The sequence below is a fragment of the Luteimonas sp. A649 genome (assembly GCF_054072735.1).
The window spans coordinates 1,291,562-1,314,764 of sequence record NZ_JBSVRQ010000001.1 but is presented as its reverse complement, the minus strand read 5'-3'; the positions used below and the strand labels follow the sequence as shown (position 1 = coordinate 1,314,764).

Sequence of the window (23,203 nt, the reverse complement as noted above, 5' to 3'; positions counted from 1 at the left end):
CAGGTGCAGCTCAGGCTCGCGCCGCAAGCTCCCCACGCACCGCGTCGAGCAGTTCCTCCCGCCGCCATGGCTTGCGCAGCAGGCGCAGGTCGGGATCGCCTTCGGCCCCGGCAGCGTGCTCTTCGTCGCCGGACGTCAGCAGCACCGCGAGGCCCGGGCGCAGTTCGCGCGCCTGCCGCGCCAGGGTCTTGCCGTCCATGCCCGGGCCGAGCATGACGTCGGTGAACAGCAGGGCGAAGCCGGCGTCGGCCAGCAGCCGCTCGAGCGCCGCTTCGGCGTCGGAGACGGCCTCGATCGCGTAGCCCGCGGCGCTGAGGAAGGCCACGGCGATCGCGCGCACGGCGCCGTCGTCCTCGACGACGAGTACGCGTTCGCCCCGGCCGCCGGATCCCTGCGGAGGCTTGTCCGGAGCGATGGTCCTGGCGGACATCGGCGCCGGCGGGCGCTCCACGGGCAGGTACAGCGTCACCTCGGTGCCGGCGCCCGGGGCGCTGTCGATCTCGAGGTTGCCGCCGCTCTGCAGCGCGAAGCCGTAGACCATGCTCAGGCCGAGCCCGCTGCCGCGCTCGCGGCCCTTGGTGGTGTAGAACGGCTCCATGGCACGCGCCAGGATCTCGGGCGGCATGCCGCTGCCGCTGTCGCGCACGGCCAGGCGCAGGTAGCGACCGGCTGCGAGTCCGGTGCCGGAGCGGTCGCCCCCGATCTCGGCGATCGCGGCGGCGACCACGATCTCGCCGCCTTGGAGCATGGCGTCGCGGGCGTTGAGCGCCAGGTTGAGCAGCGCGGCTTCAAGCTGGCCGGCGTCGACATGCGCGGTCGAGAGGTCCGGAGCCAGCTCCAGGCGCAGATGCACCGAATCGCCCAGCGTGCGGCGCAGCACCTGCTCGACGTCCTGCAGCAATGCCGGCACGTCGGTTTCCCGCGGTACCAGGCGCTGGCGGCGTGCAAACGCCAGGAGCTTTGCGGTGAGCTCGGCGCCGCGACCCACCGAGCGCAGGGCGCTGCCCAGCAGTTCGCGGCCGGACGCGCTGTCGACCTCGGTTTCGAGCAGCTGCAGGCTGCCTGACATCACCGTCAGCAGGTTGTTGAAATCGTGCGCGACGCCGCCGGTGAGCTGCCCGATGGCATCAAGGCGGTGCGCATGCGCGAGCTGTTCCTCGGCACGACGCTGCTGCACGAACGCCGACAGCGTGGCCGCGGCCGATTGCAGCAGGTGTCGCGCGTCGTGGTCGAAGCGCTGCAGTTCGCGGGCCACGGCGATGAGCGCGCCGGACGCCTGGTGGCGCTCGAGGACCGGCACCATCACCGCGCTGCCGGCATTGGGCAGCGGCAGGGGAAACAGTGCGGACGCGGCGGGGTCGGCGGCGATGTCGTCGATGTTCCAGGCGTCGCGGTGTTCGCCGGCGAAGGGGCGCGGCGTGGTCGCGCCGACCTGCCAGGCCGGCCCCGCGGTCGCACGGACCTCCGCGCGCTGGTGGCCATGCGCGGGCGCGAGCACGGCCACCGATTCGACCCCGAGCGCCTCGACGAGAAGCGGCGGCAGGGTGTCGATGAACTCGGGTCCGGTGGGGGCCTGCAGCGCGAGCTGTCCGATGTGGGCGGCGATCGCGTCGTAGCGCGCGCGGGCCAGCGCCTGGCGTACGCGCTGGGTGCCGGAAATGTCGCGGACCGAGGCCAGGTAGCGCGGCCCGTGATCGGACTGCAGCGGGCTGAGCGCGATTTCGATCGGGAACTCGTTGCCATCGCTGCGCAGCCCGACCAGGGTCTGCCCGGTCGCCCCCATGGGCCGTACGTGCGGGTGTTCCATGTAGCGGTCGCGGTAGTCGCGGTGGCGCGCGCGTGCCGCGGTCGGCACCAGCTCCTCGATTTCAAGCCCTTCCAGGCTGCCGCGGGCGTAGCCGAACAGGGCCTCGGTATGGGCGTTGGCGTGGACGATGCGGCCGTCCTTGTCGATCACCACCAGGGCGTCGGGCACGGCCTCGAACAGGCCGGGGATGCCCAGCGGCGGCAGTGCGTGCTCGCCATCGGCATGATGGCCACTCATGCCGGCCGCACCTCGGTGGCGAGCAGGTAGCCGGTGCCGCGTACCGAGCGGATCAGCCCGGGCGCCGAAGGATCGGGTTCGACCTTGCGCCGCAGGCGTGCGATGCCGACGTCGATGGCGCGGTCGAAGGGGCCCGCTTCGCGGCCATAGAGCGCGCTCATCAGGTCGTCCCGGCTGCGTACTTCGTTGGGCCGCTCGAGCAGCGCGCGCAGCAGGTCGAATTCACCGGTGGTGAGCAGGATCTCCTCGCCATCGGCACCGTGCAGCCGGCGTGCGGCCAGGTCGAGGACCAGGTGGGCGAAGGCCAGGCGGCGGGGCGGCTCGGGAGCGGACGGAGGCTCCACGGGCGCGGCGCGCCGCATGACCGAGCGGATCCGGGCCAGCAGCTCGCGGAAGTCGAAGGGCTTGGCGACGTAGTCGTCGGCGCCGAGCTCCAGCCCGACCACGCGCTCGACCGCTTCGCCGCGTCCGCTGACCACGATCACCGGACCGTGCCAGTGCGTGCGCAGCTGTTGCAGCAGCGACAGGCCGTCGGCGTCGGGCAGGCCGAGATCGAGCAGGACCAGGTCGGGGACCCCGCTGGTGAGCGCCGCCTGCATTGCGGCGCCGCTGTGCGCCGCGTCGACGTCGAAGCCGTGGGCACCAAGGTAGCGCTCGATCAGGGCGACGATGTCGACGTCATCGTCAACCACCAGCACCTTGGGGCGGGACGAAGCTGCGGAGAGGGAAGCGGTGGAGTCGTGGGCCATGCAGGGGCGGCGTTCGCGGACGGAGCGGGGCGGCACAGGATCGCATACGCGACCGCGGGAGGCGGATGCCGGATGGCGTGGTTACGGGAGCGCGCGTCCGGCATCGGTCAGGACCGCGAGCGTCCGCGCACCGTCCTCCACCGTCCGCACCCAGCCGGTGCCGGTGACGCCACCGACGTCGTCCTCGCCGATCCACGCGAGCGTGCGCAGCAGCACGCTCATGCGCACGTCCAGGCGCTTGCACAGGCGGGGCAGGGACACGCCTCCGGGCTCGCCTTCGAGTTCGGCGAGCAGGGCGCGGACGAGAGCCTCGTCAACCAACGACGCTGGCCGGGATGTCGCGATGGCGCGGCGCGGTGCCATCGGCGAGGTGCGGAACGATCACCACTGGGACCGACTTCGAGGTCGGCGTGCGTGACTCGTCTGCGAAGCTCGACAGCGGCACCAGCGGATTGGTCTCCGGGTAGTACGCCGCCAGGCAGCCGCGCGGGATGTCGTAGTCCACCAGCAGGAAGCCCATGGCTTGCCGGCGCACGCCGTCGTCGCACAGACTTTCAAGGTCCACCCGGTCGCCGGCACGCATGCCCAGCGCGGCGATGTCGTCCGCATGGATGAAGAGCACGCGACGCTCGCCGAACACGCCGCGGTAGCGGTCATCGAGTCCGTAGACGGTGGTGTTGTACTGGTCGTGCGAACGCAGGGTGGTGAGCGTGAATACCGGGCGGGTGCCGCCCATGCGCCGGGCGCGGTGGATCGGATTGTCGACCGGCACGCCGGCGGCGATGAAGCGGGCCTTGCCGCTGTCCGTTTTCCAGACGCGGTCGCGCGCGCCATTGGACAGGCGGAAGCCCCCGGGCACGCGCACGCGGTTGTTGAAGTCGTGGAAGTCGTCGAACACCTGCGCGATCAGGTCACGGATGCGGTCGTAGTCCTCCACCAGCCACGCCCAGTCGACCTTCGAGCGTGCGCCCAGCGTCGCCTGCGCCAGCCCGGCAACGATCGCGGGTTCCGACAGCAACGTGTCCGATGCCGGCGGCCGGAGGCCCGCGGACATGTGCACCATGCTCATCGAATCCTCGACCGTCACGCCCTGCGGCCCGGCGGCCTGGATGTCGATCTCGGTGCGGCCCAGGCAGGGCAGGACCAGCGTTTCGCGGCCATGCACCAGATGGCTGCGGTTGAGCTTGGTGGCGACATGCACGGTAAGCGCGCAGTTGCGCAACCCGCGCGCGGTGGCGTCGGTGTCGGGCGTCGCCGCGGCGAAGTTGCCGCCCATGGCGAAGAACACCTTCGCGCGGCCGTCGACCATCGCCTCGATGGCGCCGATGGTGTCGTAGCCGTCCGCGCGCGGCGGCTCGAATCCGAACACCTGCTGCAGCCGGTCGAGGAACGCCGCGGGCGGCCGCTCCCAGATCATCATCGTGCGGTCGCCCTGCACGTTGCTGTGTCCGCGCACCGGGCACAGGCCCGCGCCCGCGCGGCCAATGTTCCCGCGCAGCAGCATCAGGTTGGCGATCATGTGGATGGTCGCCACCGAGTGCTTGTGCTGGGTGATGCCCATGCCCCAGCAGGCGATGACGCGCTCGGACCGCAGGTAGATCTCGCCGGCGTGGCGCAGCTGGGCTTCGTCGAGGCCGGACTCGGCGATGATCGTGTCCCAGGTCTCGGCGTGCACGTCGGCGGCGAAGGCGTCGAATCCGGTGGTGTGCCCGGTGATGAAGTCGTGGTCCAGCAGCGACGCGTCGCCGCGCGCGACCGCCTCCGCATCGCGCCCGAGCAGGTGCTTGGCCATGCCCTTGAGCAAGGCCAGGTCGCCGCCGATCTTCAGCTGGAAATAGTCCGAGGCGATCTTCGTCGAGCCGCCGCGCGCCATCTCCAGCGTGTCCTTGGGATCGGCGAAGCGCTGCAACCCGCGCTCGCGCAGCGGGTTGAAGGCCACGATCCTGCAGCCGCGCTTCGCCGCGTCGCGCAGTTCTCCGAGCATGCGCGGATGGTTGGTGCCCGGGTTCTGGCCGAAGACCAGGATGCAGTCGGCCTGCTCGAAGTCCTGCAGCGACACCGTGCCCTTGCCGACGCCGACCTGCTTGCTCAAGGCCGTGCCCGACGACTCGTGGCACATGTTCGAGCAGTCGGGGAAGTTGTTGGTGCCGTATTCGCGCACGAACAGCTGATACAGGAACGCGGCTTCGTTCGAGGTGCGTCCCGAGGTGTAGAAGACCGCCTCGTCCGGCGAGGGCAGGGCATTGAGGTGCCTGGCGACCAGCGCGAAAACCTCGTCCCAGGTGGCCGGCACGTAGTGGTCGGTGGCCGCGTCATAGCGCAGCGGCGTGGTCAGGCGGCCCTGGCTCTCGAGCCAGTGGTCGCTGTACTCCGCCAGCTGCGTGACGCTGTATCGGGCGAACAGCTCCGGACCCGCACGATGCCGGGTGGCTTCGGCGGCGACGGCCTTCGCGCCGTTCTCGCAGAACTCGAAGGTCGAGCTGTGGTCGCGGTCGGGCCAGGCGCAGCCGGGGCAGTCGAAGCCGTCGGGCTGGTTGGTGCGCAGCAGCGTCTTCGCGCCGCCAACGCCCACGCCTTCCTTCACCAGCTGCCGTGCGACGCTCTTCAGCGCGTCCCAACCGCCGGCGGGGCCGTCGTAGCTGCGAATGGGGCCCTTGCTCATGCCGCGCCGGTCCCGTCGCCATCGGTCGCCGCCAGCAGCCGCCGCCCATGCGCGTACACCGCCTGCCCATCGTCGCGCGCGAAGGCGATGAGCGTCAGGTTTGCCCGCTCCGCCAGCGAGATCGCCAGTGCCGTCGGCGCCGAAATCGCGGCCATGAAGCCGATGCCCGCGCTGGCCGCCTTCATCGCCATCTCATAGCTCGCCCGGCTGGTGACGACCAGGAAGCCATTCGCCGAATCGTGGCCTGCCGCATGCATCGCCCCGATCAGCTTGTCGAGCGCGTTGTGCCGGCCCACGTCCTCGCGCGCCAGCAGCAGCTCGCCGTCCAGCGCGGCCCAGCCGGCCGCGTGCGCCGCGCCGGTGAGCGCCGTGATCTCCTGTGCCGCGCGCAGTCCACCCAGCGCCCGTCGCAGTGCCGCGGTCGTGACCTCCACTTCGGACGCCACCGGCAGCGGATAGCGCAGCGCCGCCTCCAGCAGCTCGCTGCCGCAGACTCCGCAGCCGCTGCGCCCACTCATGCTGCGCCGGCGCAGGGCCAGCGCTTCGGCGCGTCCGGCCGGGATCCGCAGCCGGATCTCGATGCCTTCGATGAACTCCCGGATGTGCTCGATGGCCACGTCGTCGGCGCGCTCCACGATGCCCTCGCTGAGCGCGAAGCCGGTGGCGAAATCGGCCAGGTCCACGGGCGTGGCCATCATCACGGCGAAGGGTTCGTCGTTGTAGACGAAGGCCACCGGCACTTCTTCGGCGACGTGGTCGTCGAGCAGCTGCACGGCGCCGTCGCGCCAGCGCTCGACCGGGCGCAGGACGTTGCCGGTGGCGGTGGGGCGGTCAGCAGTGGAGGCGAGGCGCCGCGTCATGCGCATAGGATGCCGCATCCTGCATCACCTCGGCGCCGCGCACCGGCGGACCATAAGGAAAAGGCCGGGATCCAAGTGGATTCCGGCCTGTCCTGACTTGCGTGGAACTTGTTTGGTGGAGGTGGCGGGAGTTGAACCCGCGTCCGAAGGCACTCCATCCCCGGCACTACATGCTTAGCTCGCCGTTGGATCTCGTTCCCCGACAGCACGGCGTGCGAAGCGCACCAGGGAACCAGCCTGTGAGTTCAACCGTGGCAGACAGGCGGCCGCCGCGGCTGGATTCCCGTAATGATGACCCTACATCCACGAGTACGGGCACAAGTGGGTTCGGGGCTTACGCCTTAAGCGGCGAGAGCGTAGTTGTCGTCGTTGGCAACTAAAAGTTTGCAGCTGGATTTACGAGGAAAGCTACCCCCTCGGCATGCGCCAGGCGATTTCGCAACCCCCGTCGAAGCCAGTACACCCCCGTTGATCGGGAAACCTGGCGCCTGCCGGGTGGCAGTGAACACGCGCGACCGGACCAGTATAGGCGTGGCGGCAGCCCCTGCAAGCGATCCGGTCGCGTTGGCTGCACAAGGGTTCAGCTGGCTGAGCGCAGCCCGCCGGCGGGCACGCGTTATGCTCCGCCCCCATGGCCACGCCTGACCACGACATGCCTTCGGGCGAACCGCTGCCCGCGCGCCAGGGCTACGCGCTGGCTGTCCTGGTCCTGGTGGCGTCGCTGACCCTGGTGGCGGTCTATGCAACCGGTGCCGGCAACCGCGAGCTCGCGCTGGCGGAGGCGCGGCTGGCCGCGGAGGCCGACCAGGTGGCCGCGCGGCTGCGCCAGCAACTGCTGACGTACGAGCTGATCACCCGTGGTGGCGTGTCCTTGCTTGCCGCCGTCGACCGGCCCAGCGCCCGGCAGTGGCGCAATTATGCGGACGGCCTGGACCTGTCGACGCGGTTCCCGGCCATGCTGGGGCTCTGCTACGCGGCGGCGCTGTCACCGGCCCAGCTGCAGGACTTCCAGCTCGAGCAGCGCCAGGCCACGGGCACGCTGTTCCGGATCGATCCCCCCGGCGCGCGACCCGAGTACGGACCGGTGGTCCTGCTCGAGCCACAGACCTTGGACACCATCGACTTCATCGGCTTCGACATGCTGACCGTGCCGGCGCAGGCCGCGGCGATGGAGGCCGCGCGTGCCAACGCGTCCGCACGCATCACCGCGCCCCTGTCGCGGATGCGGGAGGGCGCAGGGCCGGGGCTGGTGATCTATGCGCCCGTGTATCGCAACGGGATCGTGCCCAGTAACCCGATGGCTCGCACGGCGGCGCTGGCGGGTTGGGTCTGCGCGCCGTTCCGCCTCGACCTGTTCGTTGCCAGGGCGCTCCCGGGCGGAGACCTGTCGCTGCGCATCGTCGACATCGGCGAAGGTGAAGGTGCAGGCGCCGAACTGCCGATGTTCCCGATCGATCCCGCGACGTTTCCCGGCGCCGAGGTCGAAGGCGTGCGCCACAGCAGGGTGGAGCACGTGTACGGCAGGCGCTGGCGGCTCGACTTCCACCAGGCACCGGCGCAGGGCGGGGGTGCCGGGCTTCTCGGCCCGGCAGGCACGATCTACGTCGGTGTGCTGGCGTCGCTGCTGCTGTTCGCGCTGGCGATGATCCTGGCGCGCACGCAGTCGCGCGCACAGAGCATCGCGGCGCGGATGAGCGACTCCTTCCGTCGCAGCGAGCTGCGTTTCCGGAGCGCGATCCGCTTCTCGGCGATCGGCAAGGCGCTGCTCGACCGCGACGGCCGCATCATCGACGCCAACCTGGCCCTGGCCGACATCCTGCGTGCTTCACCGGAAGAGCTGATGGGCCGGTTCTTCGGCAGCCTGGTCACCGGCGGCGGCGACGAGGCCGAAGCACGTGCACGGGCGGCGTCGGGGAGCGTGTATCGCGTCACCCGTGAACTGCATCGCGACGATGGCGACATCCGCCACGTGCACCTGACCTACGCCCAGGTGCCGGGCGAACACGGGCATCACCTGGCCAGCCTGGTGCAGGTCGAGGACATCACCGACCGGCTGCGCGCCGAGGCCCAGGTGCTGGCGCTCAACCGCACCCTGGAAGCACGCGTGGCGCTGCGCACGCGCGAGCTCACGCGCGCCAACGAAGAGCTTGAATCCTTCGCCTACACCATCTCCCATGACCTGCGCGCGCCGCTGCGCGCGATCGACGGTTTCAGCCGGATGGTCGCCGAGCGGCATGCCGACGCCTTCGACGATGTCGGTACCGGTTACCTGGCCCGGGTCCGCGCAGCGACCGCGCGCATGGGCGAGCTGATCGACGCGCTGCTGAAGATGTCGCGCGTGTCGCGCGGTGAACTCAGGCGCGAATCGCTGGACCTTTCGGCGATGGCCGAGGACATCATCGCCGAGCTGCAGCAGGGCGACTCCGCGCGGAAGGTCGAGCTGGATATCGAGCCGGGCCTCGAGGCCTCGGGCGACAGCACCCTGGTGCGCAACATGCTAGGCAACCTGCTGGGCAACGCATGGAAGTTCACCCGCGACACCGACCCGGCGCGGATCACGTTCCGGCACGTCGAGCATGCGGGCGAAGCGTGGTTCGAGGTCGCCGACAACGGCATCGGCTTCGAGCAGGCCTATGCCTCGAAACTGTTCCGTCCGTTCCAGCGCCTGCACGCCGCCGACGAGTTCGCAGGCGAAGGCGTGGGCCTGGCTTCGGTGAAGCGGATCGTGGAGCGCCACGGCGGCGTGATCAGCGGCGAGGGCGCGCCAGGCGCGGGTGCGCGGTTCCGCTTCACGCTGCCCGACGAGCCAGCCTGAGTTTGTGGGAGCGGCCATGGCCGCGATCGCCGCTATAGCGGCTCCCCCAGGCGCAGCGATCGCGCTATCAGGTGTTCAGGCGTTGGGGTTGTGGCGACGCATCAGGCGCTGCTTGTCGCGCTGCCAGTCGCGGTCTTTGGCGGCCTCGCGCTTGTCATGCGCCTGCTTGCCCTTGGCCAGCGCCAGTTCGGCCTTGACCTTGTTGCCCTTCCAGTACAGCGCGGTGGGCACGACCGTGTAGCCGTCGCGCTGCACCAGCCCGACCAGCTTGTCGATCTCGTGGCGGTGCAGCAGCAGTTTGCGCGTGCGCCGCTCGTCGGCGACGACGTGGCTCGAGGCCTGGGTCAGTGGCGTGACCTGGGCGCCGAACAGGAACAGCTCGCCGCCGCGCACCACGGCATAGCTCTCGCCGATGTTGGCGCGGCCGGCGCGGATCGACTTCAGCTCCCAGCCCTGGAGGGCGAGTCCGGCTTCGAAGCGGTCCCCGAGCTCGTACTCGTGGCGCGCGCGCTTGTTGAGCGCGATCGTGCCCCCGGCCTTGGCCTTTCCCTTATCCTTTGCGCTCTTGCCCATTGCGCCATTGTCCCACGGCGCCGGGCGCGACAGGTAATGGAAGCACGTCCCTCATGCCCACCATCACACGGTCCGCGCTGGTCGCGCACTCGGCAGCACGCATGTTTTTCCTGGTCAACGACGTCGAAGCCTATCCACGGCGCTTCGCGTGGTGCAGCGGTGCCGAGGTGATCGAGTCCGACGACAGCCGGATGCTGGGGCGCCTGGAGCTCGGCATCGGCGGCATCAGCACCTGGTTCACCACCGAGAACCAGCTGTCACCGCCGCACCACATCGACATGAACCTCCGCGACGGTCCGTTCCGCAGGCTGCAGGGGCGCTGGGAATTCCGCGCCCTCGACGAATCGGCCTGCAAGGTCACGCTGAGCCTCGATTTCGAGCCGCGCAGCCGCCTGCTGGTGCCGGCCCTGAAGCTCGGGCTGCAGGGCCTGGCCGACCGCATGGTCGACGACTTCGTGCGCGTCGCCGACGCCGGGGGCTGAGCGGTGCGGGTGGAGGTGGTGCTGGCGCTGCCCCGCGACCATCGCGCGGTGGTCGTCGAACTGGCGGCGCCGGCGACCGTCGATGATGCCGTGGCCGCGAGCGGACTGCCGCTGGAGGGCATCGACGGGTACGCGATCCACGGCGTGCGCGCCGCGGCGGGTCAGGGGCTGCGCGATGGCGACCGGGTGGAGCTGCTGCGTCCGCTGTTGCTCGATCCCAAAGAAGCGCGGAGGCGCCGCGCCGCACGCGCGGGCGGCTGAGGCTCGCGGGTGCTCAGCGGCCGCGCTTGCCCTTGTCGCGGGGCAGGTTGGGGCCGAATTGCCGGCGCACGTTGCCGATCAGCTCCTTGTCGCGGTCGGGGAAATAATCCCCCTCCCAGCGAGCGAGCGAGTCGCCCTCGAAGAACAGCACGAGGTTGTGGACCTCGGTCTTGCCGGCACGGCCGACGCGCTCGGTGGCGGTGTAGTCCCAACGCTCGTGGTGGAACGGATCCTGGATCGACGGCGTGCCGAGCAGCGCCGACACCTGCTGGCGGTTCATGCCGGCCTGCAGCTGTTCGACATGCTCCTGCGTCACCAGGGTGCCCTGGTAGATCGGCTGCTTGTAGATGACGCCGCAGCCGGTGACGAGGCAGGCGGTGAGGACGGGAACGATCAGTTTGCGCATCGGGAGCCAGGGCAGGGCGGACATGACGCGATGATACACTCGCCGGGCCGCCGCGACCGAACCACGGCAGCTGGCGCCGCAACCGCCAATGAACGGAATACGCATGGAAACCAATGAGCTGCGCAAGGCCGGGCTGAAGGTCACGCACCCGCGCATGCGCATCCTGCAGTTGCTCGAGCAGAAGACCGCGCACCACCACATGACCGCCGAGGACATCTACCGCCAGCTGCTCGACGGCGGTGACGAAATCGGCCTCGCCACGGTCTACCGGGTGCTCACCCAGTTCGAAGCCGCCGGCCTCGTGCTGAAGCACAATTTCGAGGGCGGCACTGCCGTCTACGAGATCGACCGGGGCGGCCACCACGACCACATGGTCGACGTCGACACCGGCAAGATCATCGAGTTCGAAAGCCCGGAGATCGAGGAGCTGCAGCACCAGATCGCGGACAGGTACGGCTATATCCTGGAAGAGCACTCGCTGGTGCTCTACGTGCGCAAGAAGCGCTGAGCCCGCGCTCGACCGCGCGTTCTTCAGCCGGCTGGCGCTTCATCGGCCTCGCGCAGCAGCCGTCGCGCCGCGGCACGCGCTTCGCGACTGACCTCGATCCCGCCCAGCATCCGCGCCAGTTCTTCCTGGCGGCCGGCGGCGTCGAGCAGGCGCACCGAGCTCTGCGTCATCCCCGCGCTTTCGGCCTTGCTGACGCGGTAGTGGGCATGGCCCTGCGCCGCGACCTGCGGCAGGTGGGTCACGCACAGCACCTGGCGCCGGCTGCCCAGGTCGCGCAGCTTCCGCCCCACGATCCCCGCCACGCCGCCGCCGATGCCGGAATCGACCTCGTCGAAGACCATGGTCTGCACGGCGTCCAGGCCGAGCGCGGCGACTTCGATCGCCAGCGAGATGCGCGAGAGCTCGCCGCCCGATGCCACCTTGCGCAGCGGCCGCGGCGGCTGACCGGCGTTGGCCGTGACCAGGAACTCGGCGCGCTCGGCGCCCTGTGCATCCGGAGCATCGGCGCCAGTGGGCTCCAGCGCGATCTCGAAGCGGCCGCCGCCCATGCCGAGTTCCGCGATCAGCGCGGTCGTGGCCTTGCCGAGTGCGGCGGCGGCCTTGGCGCGGGCCTTGCCCAGGCGCGTCGCGGCGGTGCGCCACGTGGCGGCGGCGACATCGATTTCGCCTTCCAGGCCCGACAGCCGTGCCGCCGAACCGACCAGTGTCTCCAGCTCGGCGGCCAGCGCGTCGCGATGTGTCGCCAGCTCCTCGGGCGCAACCCGGTGCTTGCGCGAGAGCTCGTGCAGGCGCGAGAGCCGGCGTTCCTGCTCCTGGAGCTGGTCCGGGTCGATATCCAGGTCGGCGCGGACGCGGTCGAGCAGCACGGCGGCCTCGTCCAGCTGGATCGCCGCGCCCTCGAGCATGCTGTCGACCTCGCCCAGGCGGGGCTCATGCGCCTGCATGCGCGCCAGCAGGCCGCGCAACTGCTGCACGGCCCCCGGCAGCGCATCGGCGTCGCCGCCCAGGCGCTCGAGCGCGGTGTCGCAGGCCTCGACCAGGTCGGTGGCGTGGGCCTGGCGGCGGTGTCCGGCCACCAGCTCCTCGATCGCCTCGGGCTCCAGTGCCTCGCGCTCGAGCTCGGCATGCTGGTGGGTCAGGAAATCGATGCGGTCGGAGACGTCGCCGGCCGCGTTCAGCCGCTCGCGCTCGTGCAGCAGCGCGGCCCAGGCGCGTGCCGCCGCGGCCACGGCCGCCAGCTCGGCCTCGTGGCGGCCGAAGGCGTCGAGCAGGGCGAGCTGGCTGCCGCGTGACAGCAGCGCCTGGTGCTCGTGCTGGCCGTGGATCTCGACCAGCAGCGCGGCCAGTGCGCTGAGCTGCGACAGCGTGGCCGGACGCCCGTTGATCCAGGTCCGCGAGCCGCCGTCCGCGCGCAGGGTGCGCCGCAGCTGGCAAGCCTGGCCGTCGTCGAACTCCTGTTCGCGCAGCCAGCCGAGCGCGGCGGGCGAGTCGGCGAGGTCGAACTCGGCGTCGAGCTCGGCACGCTGGGCGCCATGGCGGACCACTCCGCTGTCGGCGCGCAGCCCGGACAGGAAGCCCAGGGCGTCGACGATCAGCGACTTGCCGGCGCCGGTTTCACCCGAAACGACGGTCAGCCCCGGTCCGAACTCGAGTTCGGTGGCGGAGACGACGGCGAAATCCTTGATCGACAGGCGCTTGAGCATGGTCTGCGAATTGTGACGCGTGGACGCGAAGTCTGTCATCGACGGATCTCGTCGCTTGCGACAAGTGCCGCGCGGACGTATACCCGCGGCATGTCCCGACACCCTTCCGATCCCCTCGACCCGCGCGCGCGCCAGCTGTTGCGGACCCTGATCGGCCGCCATATCCGCGACGGCGAGCCGGTCGGATCGCAGACCCTGGTGCGCCACGCAGGGCTGGACGTGAGCGCGGCGACCATCCGCAACATCCTGTCCGACCTGGAGGAGGTGGGGCTGCTGTCGGCGCCCCACGCTTCGGCGGGGCGCGTGCCCACGGCCCGCGGCTACCGCGTGTTCGTCGACTCGCTGCTGCAGCTCAGCCCGCTGGGCGAGGGCGAGTTCGAGCGCCTGCGCGGGAGCCTCGCGCCCGGCGGCGGCACGCAGTCGCTGCTGGGCAGCGCCTCGGAGCTGGTCTCGGCCATGACCCGCTTCGTCGGCGTGGTCAGCGTGCCGGGCCGTGAGCAGTTCGCGTTCCGCCAGATCGACTTCGTGCCCCTGGACGGGCAGCGGGTGATGGCGATCGTGGTGTTCGCCGACAACGAGGTGCAGAACCGCATCGTCCAGACCCGGCGTGCCTACGACGCCGCCGAGCTGGAGCGCGTGGCCAACTACCTCAATGCCCATTTTTCCGGGCAGCCGCTGGCGGGCATCCGCGCCACCCTGCTGCGCGAGCTGAAGAGCGCGCGCAGCGAGATGGAAGGCCTGCTGCGCGCCACCACCGAGATCGCCGAGCAGGTGCTGGTGCCCGGGGGCGAGGACATGGTGGTCGCAGGCCAGGCGCGCCTGCTGGGCCTGCAGGACCTGGCCGACCTCGACCGCCTGCGCGAGCTGTTCGACGCCTTCACCGAGAAGCGCGAGATCCTGCAGCTGCTCGAACGCACGGTGAAGGCCCAGGGCGTGCGGGTGTTCTTCGGCGAGGAAACCGGGATCGCGCCGCTGGCCGGGATGTCGCTGGTGACCGCGCCCTACGGTGCCAACGGCCGGGTGCTGGGCGTGCTCGGGGTCATCGGCCCGACCCGCATGGCCTACGACCGGGTGATCCCGGTGGTGCAGGCGACGGCCGAAGTGCTGGGCGCCGCCTTGAAACCCGAGCCCGCATCCCCACTCAGTCCGGACCGAGACACTCCGGACCCACGAGAGCGATGACCACCGAACCCACGCCCGACCACGCCGCCGAGGCGCCCGCAGAAGACCGTCCCCTGGAAGACGTGATCGAATCCCTCCGCGCCGAACTGGAGCAGGTGCGCGCGCAGTCGTTGGTCGACCGCGCCGACCTGGACAACCAGCGCCGCCGCATGGAGCGTGACGTCCAGAACGCCTGCCGTTTCGCCAACAAGCAGATCCTCGGCGACCTGCTGCCGGTGTTCGACAGCCTGGACGCGGCGCTGGTCGCCGGGGCCGCCGGCCCGCTGCACGACGGCGTCGAGCTGACCCTGCGCGAGCTGCGCCGGGTGGCCGGCAACCACGGCCTGTTCGAGATCGCACCGGCTGCCGGCGACGCCTTCAACCCCGACCTGCACCAGGCGATGAGCGTGGTCGAAGCCCCGGACGTTGGTCCGGGTGCCGTGGCCCAGCTGTTCCAGAAGGGCTACCGGCTCAACGAACAGCTGCTGCGCCCGGCCATGGTGGCCGTCGCCCAAGCCGACTGAACCCACGGCCACCGGCGCTTGAAGGCGCCGGCGACCATCCCCAGATAGCAGTCATCGGCGGCGCCGCCGCCCCAGACACGAACCCAGAGGCAAACCCATGGCAAAGATCATCGGCATCGATCTCGGCACGACCAATTCGTGCGTGGCGATCATGGACGGCGGCAAGGCCCGCGTCATCGAGAACAGCGAAGGCGATCGCACCACCCCGTCCGTCGTCGCCTACACCAAGGACGGCGAAGTGCTGGTCGGCGCGTCCGCCAAGCGCCAGGCCGTCACCAACCCCAAGAACACCTTCTACGCGGTGAAGCGCCTGATTGGCCGCAAGTTCACCGATGCCGAAGTCAAGAAGGACCTCGAGCTGGTGCCATATTCCATCGTCGCGCACGACAATGGTGACGCCTGGGTCGAGACCAGCGACGGCAAGAAGCTGTCGGCGCAGGAAGTCTCCGCGCGCATCCTGGAAAAGATGAAGAAGACCGCCGAGGACTACCTGGGCGAGAAGGTCACCGAAGCAGTCATCACGGTGCCGGCGTACTTCAACGACTCGCAGCGCCAGGCGACCAAGGACGCCGGCCGCATCGCCGGCCTCGACGTCAAGCGCATCATCAACGAGCCCACCGCGGCCGCGCTGGCCTATGGCCTGGACAAGGACGGCGGCGACCGCAAGATCGCCGTGTACGACCTCGGCGGCGGCACCTTCGACATGTCGATCATCGAGATCGCCGAAGTCGACGGCGAGAAGCAGTTCGAGGTGCTGGCCACCAACGGCGACACCTTCCTTGGCGGCGAGGACTTCGACAAGCGCGTCATCGACTACCTGGTCGAAGAGTTCCAGAAGGACCAGGGCATCGACCTGCGCAAGGATCCGCTCGCCCTGCAGCGCCTGAAGGATGCCGCCGAACGCGCGAAGATCGAGCTCTCGACCGCGCAGCAGACGGAAGTGAACCTGCCCTACGTGACCGCCGACGCCTCGGGCCCGAAGCACCTCAACATCAAGCTGACCCGGGCCAAGCTCGAGGCGCTGGTGGAGGACCTGGTCAAGAAGACGATCGAGCCCTGCCGCGTGGCGCTCAACGACGCCGGCTTGCGCGCCAGCGACATCAACGAGGTGATCCTGGTTGGCGGCCAGACCCGCATGCCCAAGGTGCAGCAGGCCGTGGCCGAGTTCTTCGGCAAGGACCCGCGCAAGGACGTCAACCCCGACGAGGCGGTCGCCATCGGCGCCGCGGTGCAGGGCGGCGTGCTCGCCGGCGACGTCAAGGACGTGCTGCTGCTCGACGTGACCCCGCTGTCGCTGGGCATCGAGACCCTGGGTGGCGTGTTCACCAAGATCATCGAGAAGAACACCACCATCCCGACCAAGGCCTCGCAGACCTTCTCCACCGCCGAGGACAACCAGTCCGCGGTCACCGTGCACGTGCTGCAGGGCGAGCGCGAGCAGGCCCGCTACAACAAGTCGCTGGCCAAGTTCGACCTCAGCGGCATCGACGCCGCGCCGCGCGGCATGCCGCAGGTGGAAGTGTCGTTCGACATCGACGCCAACGGCATCGTGCACGTCACCGCCAAGGACAAGAAGACCGGCAAGGAGCAGAAGGTCGAGATCAAGGCCGGCTCAGGCCTGTCGGACGACGAGATCCAGCGGATGGTCGCCGACGCCGAGGCGCACCGCGAGGACGACAAGAAGTTCCATGAACTGGTCGGTGCCCGCAACCAGGCCGACGCGCTGGTGCACGGCACGCGCAGCGCGATCAAGGACAACGGCGACAAGGTCCCGGGCGATGTGATCGGCCGCGTGGAGTCCGCCATCGCCGAGGTCGAGACCGCGATGAAGGGCGACGACAAGGGCCAGATCGAAGCGAAGACCAAGGCGCTGGAAGAGGTTGCGCAGGCGCTGTTCGCCGCTGTCGCAGCCGCCGGCCAGGGCGAGGCCGGTGCCGGTGCCGGTGACGCGGGCCAGGCCGAAGGCGGTCAGGCCGACGACGTCGTCGACGCCGAGTTCACCGAGGTCAAGGACGACGACAAGAAGGCCTGACCTTGAGCAAGCGCGACTACTACGACGTCCTCGGTGTCGGCCGTACCGCCACCGAGGACGAGTTGAAGAAGGCCTATCGCCGCTGCGCGATGAAGCACCACCCTGACCGCAACCCCGGCGACGGTGCCGCCGAGGCCGCGTTCAAGGAGTGCAAGGAGGCCTACGAGGTGCTGTCCGACGGCGGCAAGCGCCGCATGTACGACCAGCACGGCCATGCGGCGTTCGAGCACGGCATGGGCGGCGGCAACGCCGGCCCGGGCTTTGGCGGCGCCGACATGGGCGACATCTTCGGCGACATCTTCGGCAACATCTTCGGCGGTGGCGGCGGGCCCCGTGGCCCGCGCCGCGGGGCCGATATCGGCTATGTGATGGAACTCGACCTCGAGGACGCCGTGGCCGGCGTCGAACGCAGGATCGAGCTGCCCAGCCTGGTGGAATGCGAGCCCTGCAAGGGCACGGGTTCCGAAGACAGCGTGCTCGAGACCTGCGATACCTGCCACGGCCACGGCCAGGTGCGCTTCCAGCGCGGCATCTTCTCGATGCAGCAGCCGTGCCCGTCGTGCCATGGCCGCGGCAAGACCTTCAAGTCGCCATGCCCGGCCTGCCGCGGCAACGGCCGCGTGGAGGAGGAGAAGGTGCTGTCGGTGAAGGTGCCTGCGGGCGTCGACAACGGCGACCGCATCCGCCTCTCCGGCGAGGGCGAGGCCGGCCCGTCCGGTACCCAGCCCGGTGACCTGTACGTCGAGGTCCGCGTCCGCGACCACGACATCTTCCAGCGCGACGGCGACGACCTGCACTGCGAGGTCCCGATCCGGATTTCACAGGCTGCCCTGGGGGACACCGTGCGCGTACCCACGCTCGGCGGCGAAGCGGAGATCCGCGTGCCCGCCGAGACCCAGACCGGCAAGGTCTTCCGCCTGCGCGACAAGGGCGTGAAGTCGGTGCGCAGCCGCGCCCCGGGCGATCTCTATTGCAAGGTGGTGGTGGAGACGCCGGTCAACCTGACCAACGAGCAGCGCGAGCTGCTGGACCAGCTGGAGGCGACCTTCGTGGGCGACAACGCGCGCCGCCATTCGCCGAAATCCAGCACCTTCGTCGACGGCGTGAGAGGGTTCTGGGAGCGTATGACGTCCTGAGCGGGCGCGGAGATGCGCGCGATCTTCCTTGTCGGGACCGGTGCGCGCGGCTAGCCTTGCGCGCATGGGCGAATCCACGCGAATCCTGATCCACGGTGCCAGCGGTCGCATGGGCCATGCACTGCTGCGCCTGTGCGCGGAAGGCGCGGCCGGCGACTGCACCGTGGTCGCGGCCGTCTCCCGCCGGCCCGCCCAGCGCGTGGTCGACGGCGTGCCGCACTTCGCCGCCAGCGAGCTTGCGGGCGTACCCGCGTTCGACGTCGCGGTGGACTTCAGCCTGCCCGAGGGTTTCGATCCGCTGCTCGCGCTCTGCCGGCAGCGCGGCGCAGCCCTGGTGTCTGGCACCACGGGGCTGTCCGACGGACAGCGTCAGGCCCTCGCCGACGCCGCGGAGGCGATTCCCGTGCTCTGGGCGGCCAACTTCAGCCTCGGCGTGGCCGTGCTCGAGGAGCTGGTGGAGCGCGCGGCCGCAAGCCTGGCCGGCTGGGACTGCGATATCGTCGAGACCCACCACGTGCACAAGAAGGATGCGCCCTCGGGGACCGCGCTGGCCTTTGGCGCCGCGGCCGGGCGGGGTGGGGCGGAGGCGCGCTACGCCAGCCTCCGCGCCGGCGACGTGGTCGGCGAGCACCTGGTCCAGTTCACCGGTGCGGGTGAGCGGATCGAGCTGATCCACCGTGCCACCAGCCGCGATGTGTTCGCACGCGGGGCCCTGCACGCCGCCATGCGCCTGCGCGGTCGCGAAGCGGGCGCCTGGCGGCTCCGCGACCTGCTTTAACAGCATCGGTTCACGTCCCAAGCTGGCGCGGCCGGGGCCGCGCCGGTATCATTCCCGCTCGCCTGAACCACTTGCCTCCGGGCCGGCCGATGCCGGGCCGGCGGTGTCTTGCAACCCCACCTAGGCGACCGCCAGTGACCCCACCTGCAATCCTCGTGCTCGAAGACGGCACTGTCTTCGAAGGCGTATCCATCGGCGCGCCCGGCCTCTCCGTCGGCGAAGTCGTGTTCAACACCGCGATGACCGGCTACCAGGAGGTCCTGACCGACCCCTCGTACGCGCGCCAGATCGTCACCCTGACCTATCCCCACATCGGCAACACCGGCTGCACCGGCGAGGACGACGAGTCCGGCCGGGTCTGGTCGGCGGGCCTGGTGGTGCGCGACGTGCCGCGCCGCCCCAGCAGCTGGCGCAGCCGCGCCGCGCTTCCCGAGTGGCTGGCCGATCGCGGCGTGGTTGCCATCGCCGGCATCGACACCCGCCGCCTGACCCGCCTGCTGCGCGAGCGCGGCTCGCTGAACGGCGCGGTGATGGCCGGCGACATCGACGTCGACCGCGCCCTCGAGGCCGCCCGCAAGTTCCCCGGCCTCAAGGGCATGGACCTGGCGCAGATGGTCAGCACTGACAGCCGCTACCAGTGGAGCGAGGGCGACCTCGACCTCGACGCCGGCACGTTCCGCACCGTCGCGCCGCGCTTCCGCGTGGTGGCCTGGGACTACGGCGTCAAGCGCAACATCCTGCGCATGCTGGCCGACCGCGGCTGCGACGTCACCGTGGTTCCCGCGCACACCAGCGCCGCCGAGGTGCTGGCGCTGAAGCCCGACGGGGTGTTCCTGTCCAACGGTCCCGGCGATCCGGAGCCCTGCGATTACGCGATCGAGGCGATCCGCGAAGTGCTGGCCGCGAAGGTCCCGACCTTCGGCATCTGCCTCGGCCACCAGCTGCTGGGCCTGGCGGTGGGCGCGCGCACGATGAAGATGGCCAACGGCCACCACGGCGCCAACCATCCGGTGCAGGACCTGGAAACGGGCAGGGTGATGATCACCTCGCAGAACCATGGCTTCGCGATCGACGAGGCCACGCTGCCGGACACCGTGCGCGTGACCCACCGCTCGCTCTTCGATGGCACCAACCAGGGCATCGCGCTCACCGACGCGCCGGCCTTCAGCTTCCAGGGCCACCCGGAAGCCGCGCCCGGCCCGCAGGACGTGACCCCGCTCTTCGACCGCTTCATCGCGCTGATGGAGGCGCACTGATGCCCAGGCGCACTGATCTCAAGACCATCCTCATCATCGGCGCTGGCCCGATCGTCATCGGCCAGGCCTGCGAGTTCGACTACTCCGGCGCGCAGGCCTGCAAGGCGCTGCGCGAAGAGGGCTACCGCGTGGTGCTGGTGAACTCCAACCCGGCCACGATCATGACCGACCCGGACACGGCGGACGCGGTCTACATCGAGCCGATCACCTGGCAGATGGTCGAGAAGATCATCGAGAAGGAGCGCCCCGACGCGCTGCTGCCGACCATGGGCGGCCAGACCGCGCTCAACTGCGCGCTGGATCTCGCCGACCACGGCGTGCTGGAGAAGTACGGCGTCGAGCTGATCGGCGCCAAGCGCGAGGCCATCATGATGGCCGAGGACCGCGAGCTGTTCCGCGTGGCAATGGCCGAGATCGGCCTGGAGTGCCCGAAGGCGGAGGTCGCGAAGACCTTCGAGCAGGCGGTCGACATCCAGACGCGCGTCGGCTATCCGACCATCATCCGCCCCAGCTTCACGCTCGGTGGCAGCGGCGGCGGCATCGCCTACAACCGCGAGGAGTTCGAGGAGATCGCCAAGCGCGGCCTGGAGCTCTCGCCGGTGGGCGAGATCCTGGTCGAGGAGTCGGTGCTGGGCTGGAAGGAGTTCGAGATGGAAGTCGTCCGCGACACCGCGGACAACTGCATCATCGTCTGCTCGATCGAGAACCTCGACGCGATGGGCGTGCATACCGGTGACTCGATCACCGTCGCGCCGGCGCAGACGCTGACCGACCGCGAATACCAGCGCCTGCGCCAGGCGTCCATCGACGTGCTGCGCAAGATCGGCGTCGATACCGGCGGTTCCAACGTCCAGTTCGGCATCAACGCCGAGACCGGGCGCGTGGTGGTGATCGAGATGAACCCGCGCGTGTCGCGCTCGTCGGCCCTGGCGTCGAAGGCGACCGGCTTCCCGATCGCCAAGGTCGCGGCCAAGCTGGCGGTGGGCTACACGCTTGATGAGTTGAAGAACGACATCACCGGTGGCCTGACGCCGGCGTCCTTCGAGCCCTCGATCGACTACGTCGTCACCAAGATCCCGCGCTTCGCCTTCGAGAAATTCCCGCAGGCCGATTCGCGCCTGACCACCCAGATGAAGTCGGTGGGCGAGGTGATGGCGATCGGCCGCACCTTCCAGGAATCGCTGCAGAAAGCGCTGCGTGGCCTCGAGACCGGCAAGGTCGGACTGGATCCCACCGGGCTGGACCTGGGCTCCGAGGACGGGCTGGCGGCGCTTCGGCGCGAGCTGCGCGAACCCAAGCCCGACCGCCTGTTCCACGTCGCCGACGCCTTCCGCGCCGGCATGACGGTGGACGACGTGTTCGCACTGTCGTGGATCGACCCCTGGTTCCTCGACCAGATCGAAGACATCGTCGCGGCCGAGCGCGAAGCCGAGGTCGCGGGCGTCGATGCACTGGACGCCGTGCGCCTGCGCGAGCTCAAGCGCATGGGCTTCTCGGATGCCCGCCTGGCGCAGCTTGTCGGCGTCGAGGAAAAGGCCGTGCGTGCGCTGCGCCGCGCCTTCGGCATCAAGCCGGTCTACAAGCGCGTGGATTCCTGCGCCGCCGAGTTCGCGACCACCACCGCCTATCTCTACTCGACCTACGAGGAAGAGTGCGAGGCCGAACCCACCGGCCGCGACAAGATCATGGTGCTCGGCGGCGGCCCCAACCGCATCGGCCAGGGCATCGAGTTCGATTACTGCTGCGTGCACGCGGCGCTCGCCCTGCGCGAGGACGGGTACGAGACCATCATGGTCAACTGCAACCCGGAAACCGTGTCCACCGACTACGACACCTCCGACCGCCTGTACTTCGAGCCGGTGACGCTGGAAGACGTGCTGGAGATCGTCGAGCTGGAGAAGCCCAAGGGCGTGATCGTGCACTACGGCGGCCAGACGCCGCTCAAGCTCGCGCGCGCGCTGGAAGCGAACGGCGTGCCGATCATCGGCACCTCGCCGGACTCGATCGACCTCGCCGAGGATCGCGAGCGCTTCCAGAAGCTGGTCGACGAGCTGGGCCTGAAGCAGCCGCCCAACCGCACCGCGCGCAGCGCCGAGCAGGCGCTGGCGCTGGCCGGGGAAATCGGCTACCCGCTGGTGGTGCGCCCGAGCTACGTGCTCGGCGGCCGCGCGATGGAAGTGGTGCATGCCGACGCCGACCTCGAACGCTACATGCGCGAAGCGGTGAAGGTGTCGAACGATTCGCCGGTGCTGCTCGACCGTTTCCTCGACAACGCGGTCGAGGTCGACATCGACGTCATCGCCGATGCCGACGGCCAGGTGCTGATCGGCGGCCTGATGGAGCACATCGAGGAGGCCGGCGTGCATTCGGGCGACTCGTCCTGCTCGCTGCCGCCGTATTCGCTGTCGGAGTCCACCAAGGCCCGCCTGCGCGAGCAGGTCGCGGCGATGGCGCGCGCGCTCAACGTGGTCGGCCTGATGAACACCCAGTTCGCCGTGCAGACCGACGACGAAGGCGAGGACACGATCTTCCTGCTCGAGGTCAACCCGCGCGCCTCGCGCACCGTGCCCTTCGTGTCCAAGGCCACCGGCGTGCCGCTGGCCAAGATCGCGGCGCGCTGCATGGCGGGCCGCACGCTGGCCGAGCAGGGCGTGACCGAGGAAGTCGTGCCCGGCTACTACTCGGTCAAGGAGGCGATCTTCCCCTTCGCCAAGTTCCAGGGCGTGGATCCGATCCTCGGCCCGGAGATGCGCTCGACCGGCGAGGTCATGGGCGTGGGCCAGAACTTCGGCGCCGCGTTCGCGCGGGCACAGGAAGCGGCCGGCATCCGCGCGCCGACGCCGGGCAAGGCCTTCGTGTCCGTGCGCGACCCCGACAAGAAGCGGCTGCTGCCGGTGGCGCATGCGCTGCTTGAACGCGGCTTCTCCCTGATCGCGACCTCGGGCACCGCACGCTGGCTGGGCGAGAACGGCGTGGCCTGCGAGCAGGTCAACAAGGTGGCCGAGGGCCGGCCGCATATCGTCGACCTGATCAAGAACGGCGAGATCGCCTATATCGTCAACACCACCGAAGGGCGCCAGGCGATCGCGGACTCGTTCTCGATCCGTCGCGAGGCGCTGCAGCAGCGGGTGACCTATTCGACCACCATTGCCGGTGCGAAGGCCTTGCTGCATTCTCTGGATTATCGCGGCAGCGGCCCGGTGTGGGCACTGCACGAACTGCATGAGGAGTTGAAGAAGACATGAGACCACCG

19 protein-coding genes and 1 other RNA gene are annotated in these 23,203 nt (G+C 69.9%); 11 read left to right on the top strand and 9 right to left on the bottom strand.

From position 1 onward, the window contains the following. Window positions 1–10: 10 nt before the first annotated feature. The 6 genes from ACW5E8_RS06135 to ssrA all read right to left on the bottom strand — a co-directional run bounded on the left by ACW5E8_RS06135 (window position 11) and on the right by ssrA (window position 6,782). Window positions 11–2,044 carry a PAS domain S-box protein gene (locus ACW5E8_RS06135; RefSeq protein WP_456964582.1) on the bottom strand — a complete coding sequence of 678 codons (2,034 nt, stop codon included), beginning with the start codon at window positions 2,042–2,044 and terminating at the stop codon, window positions 11–13. After that, entirely contained in the window at window positions 2,041–2,793 is a 753-nt protein-coding gene (locus tag ACW5E8_RS06130; RefSeq protein WP_456964581.1) for a response regulator, read from the bottom strand. Before ACW5E8_RS06130 ends, ACW5E8_RS06135 begins: the two co-directional genes overlap by 4 nt. Before the next feature lie 81 nt (window positions 2,794–2,874). Further along, the gene (locus ACW5E8_RS06125) at window positions 2,875–3,114 is read right to left on the bottom strand and encodes a hypothetical protein (RefSeq protein WP_456964580.1); all 240 of its coding nucleotides are present in this window, start codon (window positions 3,112–3,114) and stop codon (window positions 2,875–2,877) included. Then, window positions 3,107–5,455, bottom strand: a complete 2,349-nt coding sequence (locus tag ACW5E8_RS06120; RefSeq protein WP_456964579.1) for an FdhF/YdeP family oxidoreductase — start codon at window positions 5,453–5,455, stop codon at window positions 3,107–3,109. Before ACW5E8_RS06120 ends, ACW5E8_RS06125 begins: the two co-directional genes overlap by 8 nt. After that, window positions 5,452–6,315: a formate dehydrogenase accessory sulfurtransferase FdhD gene (fdhD, locus tag ACW5E8_RS06115; RefSeq protein WP_456964578.1), complete on the bottom strand. Its 864-nt coding sequence runs from the start codon at window positions 6,313–6,315 to the stop codon at window positions 5,452–5,454. Before fdhD ends, ACW5E8_RS06120 begins: the two co-directional genes overlap by 4 nt. Before the next feature lie 113 nt (window positions 6,316–6,428). Continuing rightward, window positions 6,429–6,782, bottom strand: a transfer-messenger RNA (tmRNA) gene (gene ssrA / locus ACW5E8_RS06110). Window positions 6,783–6,946: 164 nt separating this feature from the next. Between ssrA and ACW5E8_RS06105 the strand changes: the two genes are divergently transcribed. Beyond that, on the top strand, window positions 6,947–9,130 hold the full coding sequence (locus ACW5E8_RS06105) for a CHASE domain-containing protein (protein ID WP_456964577.1): 2,184 nt from the start codon (window positions 6,947–6,949) through the stop codon (window positions 9,128–9,130). A gap of 75 nt (window positions 9,131–9,205) precedes the next feature. Here the strand turns inward: ACW5E8_RS06105 and smpB are convergent, their stop codons facing one another. Continuing rightward, the gene (smpB, locus tag ACW5E8_RS06100; protein WP_456964576.1) at window positions 9,206–9,703 is read right to left on the bottom strand and encodes an SsrA-binding protein SmpB; all 498 of its coding nucleotides are present in this window, start codon (window positions 9,701–9,703) and stop codon (window positions 9,206–9,208) included. 53 nt (window positions 9,704–9,756) lie between these two features. On the opposite strand from smpB, the gene ACW5E8_RS06095 reads away from it, so the two are divergent. Both ACW5E8_RS06095 and ACW5E8_RS06090 read left to right on the top strand, forming a co-directional pair. After that, the gene (locus ACW5E8_RS06095; RefSeq protein WP_456964575.1) at window positions 9,757–10,185 is read left to right on the top strand and encodes a type II toxin-antitoxin system RatA family toxin; all 429 of its coding nucleotides are present in this window, start codon (window positions 9,757–9,759) and stop codon (window positions 10,183–10,185) included. Window positions 10,186–10,188: 3 nt separating this feature from the next. Beyond that, window positions 10,189–10,446, top strand: a complete 258-nt coding sequence (locus tag ACW5E8_RS06090) for an RnfH family protein (RefSeq protein WP_456964574.1) — start codon at window positions 10,189–10,191, stop codon at window positions 10,444–10,446. A gap of 13 nt (window positions 10,447–10,459) precedes the next feature. On the opposite strand, the gene ACW5E8_RS06085 is transcribed toward ACW5E8_RS06090, so the two are convergent. Continuing rightward, window positions 10,460–10,852 (bottom strand): outer membrane protein assembly factor BamE, encoded by a 393-nt coding sequence (locus ACW5E8_RS06085; protein WP_456965256.1) that lies wholly within the window; start codon window positions 10,850–10,852, stop codon window positions 10,460–10,462. A gap of 103 nt (window positions 10,853–10,955) precedes the next feature. Here ACW5E8_RS06085 and fur point away from each other — a divergent pair, with 103 nt between their 5' ends. Further along, the gene (gene fur, locus ACW5E8_RS06080) at window positions 10,956–11,360 is read left to right on the top strand and encodes a ferric iron uptake transcriptional regulator (protein ID WP_456964573.1); all 405 of its coding nucleotides are present in this window, start codon (window positions 10,956–10,958) and stop codon (window positions 11,358–11,360) included. A gap of 23 nt (window positions 11,361–11,383) precedes the next feature. Here the strand turns inward: fur and recN are convergent, their stop codons facing one another. Next, a complete protein-coding gene (recN, locus tag ACW5E8_RS06075; protein WP_456965255.1) occupies window positions 11,384–13,063 on the bottom strand; it encodes a DNA repair protein RecN in 1,680 nt (559 codons plus the stop codon). 90 nt (window positions 13,064–13,153) lie between these two features. Here recN and hrcA point away from each other — a divergent pair, with 90 nt between their 5' ends. From hrcA to carB, 7 genes are all read left to right on the top strand, one after another. Then, a complete protein-coding gene (gene hrcA, locus ACW5E8_RS06070; RefSeq protein WP_456964572.1) occupies window positions 13,154–14,245 on the top strand; it encodes a heat-inducible transcriptional repressor HrcA in 1,092 nt (363 codons plus the stop codon). Then, entirely contained in the window at window positions 14,242–14,748 is a 507-nt protein-coding gene (gene grpE / locus ACW5E8_RS06065; protein WP_456964571.1) for a nucleotide exchange factor GrpE, read from the top strand. The genes hrcA and grpE overlap by 4 nt, the downstream gene beginning before the upstream one ends. 97 nt (window positions 14,749–14,845) lie before the next feature. Continuing rightward, window positions 14,846–16,780, top strand: a complete 1,935-nt coding sequence (dnaK, locus tag ACW5E8_RS06060) for a molecular chaperone DnaK (protein WP_456964570.1) — start codon at window positions 14,846–14,848, stop codon at window positions 16,778–16,780. A gap of 2 nt (window positions 16,781–16,782) precedes the next feature. Further along, a complete protein-coding gene (dnaJ, locus tag ACW5E8_RS06055; protein WP_456964569.1) occupies window positions 16,783–17,916 on the top strand; it encodes a molecular chaperone DnaJ in 1,134 nt (377 codons plus the stop codon). A gap of 64 nt (window positions 17,917–17,980) precedes the next feature. Continuing rightward, on the top strand, window positions 17,981–18,694 hold the full coding sequence (dapB, locus tag ACW5E8_RS06050; RefSeq protein ID WP_456964567.1) for a 4-hydroxy-tetrahydrodipicolinate reductase: 714 nt from the start codon (window positions 17,981–17,983) through the stop codon (window positions 18,692–18,694). A gap of 134 nt (window positions 18,695–18,828) precedes the next feature. Continuing rightward, entirely contained in the window at window positions 18,829–19,950 is a 1,122-nt protein-coding gene (carA, locus tag ACW5E8_RS06045; protein WP_456964566.1) for a glutamine-hydrolyzing carbamoyl-phosphate synthase small subunit, read from the top strand. Next, the gene (gene carB, locus ACW5E8_RS06040) at window positions 19,950–23,195 is read left to right on the top strand and encodes a carbamoyl-phosphate synthase large subunit (RefSeq protein ID WP_456964565.1); all 3,246 of its coding nucleotides are present in this window, start codon (window positions 19,950–19,952) and stop codon (window positions 23,193–23,195) included. Before carA ends, carB begins: the two co-directional genes overlap by 1 nt. The last annotated feature ends 8 nt before the right edge of the window (window positions 23,196–23,203 follow it).

Coding starts and splice junctions, on each gene's coding strand:
- ACW5E8_RS06135 (WP_456964582.1), bottom strand. CDS start 2,044: ATGAGTGGCCATCATGCCGATGGCGAGCACGCACTGCCGCCGCTGGGC.
- ACW5E8_RS06130 (WP_456964581.1), bottom strand. CDS start 2,793: ATGGCCCACGACTCCACCGCTTCCCTCTCCGCAGCTTCGTCCCGCCCC.
- ACW5E8_RS06120 (WP_456964579.1), bottom strand. CDS start 5,455: ATGAGCAAGGGCCCCATTCGCAGCTACGACGGCCCCGCCGGCGGTTGG.
- fdhD (WP_456964578.1), bottom strand. CDS start 6,315: ATGACGCGGCGCCTCGCCTCCACTGCTGACCGCCCCACCGCCACCGGC.
- ACW5E8_RS06105 (WP_456964577.1), top strand. CDS start 6,947: ATGGCCACGCCTGACCACGACATGCCTTCGGGCGAACCGCTGCCCGCG.
- smpB (WP_456964576.1), bottom strand. CDS start 9,703: ATGGGCAAGAGCGCAAAGGATAAGGGAAAGGCCAAGGCCGGGGGCACG.
- ACW5E8_RS06095 (WP_456964575.1), top strand. CDS start 9,757: ATGCCCACCATCACACGGTCCGCGCTGGTCGCGCACTCGGCAGCACGC.
- ACW5E8_RS06085 (WP_456965256.1), bottom strand. CDS start 10,852: ATGCGCAAACTGATCGTTCCCGTCCTCACCGCCTGCCTCGTCACCGGC.
- fur (WP_456964573.1), top strand. CDS start 10,956: ATGGAAACCAATGAGCTGCGCAAGGCCGGGCTGAAGGTCACGCACCCG.
- recN (WP_456965255.1), bottom strand. CDS start 13,063: ATGCTCAAGCGCCTGTCGATCAAGGATTTCGCCGTCGTCTCCGCCACC.
- hrcA (WP_456964572.1), top strand. CDS start 13,154: ATGTCCCGACACCCTTCCGATCCCCTCGACCCGCGCGCGCGCCAGCTG.
- grpE (WP_456964571.1), top strand. CDS start 14,242: ATGACCACCGAACCCACGCCCGACCACGCCGCCGAGGCGCCCGCAGAA.
- dnaK (WP_456964570.1), top strand. CDS start 14,846: ATGGCAAAGATCATCGGCATCGATCTCGGCACGACCAATTCGTGCGTG.
- dapB (WP_456964567.1), top strand. CDS start 17,981: ATGGGCGAATCCACGCGAATCCTGATCCACGGTGCCAGCGGTCGCATG.
- carB (WP_456964565.1), top strand. CDS start 19,950: ATGCCCAGGCGCACTGATCTCAAGACCATCCTCATCATCGGCGCTGGC.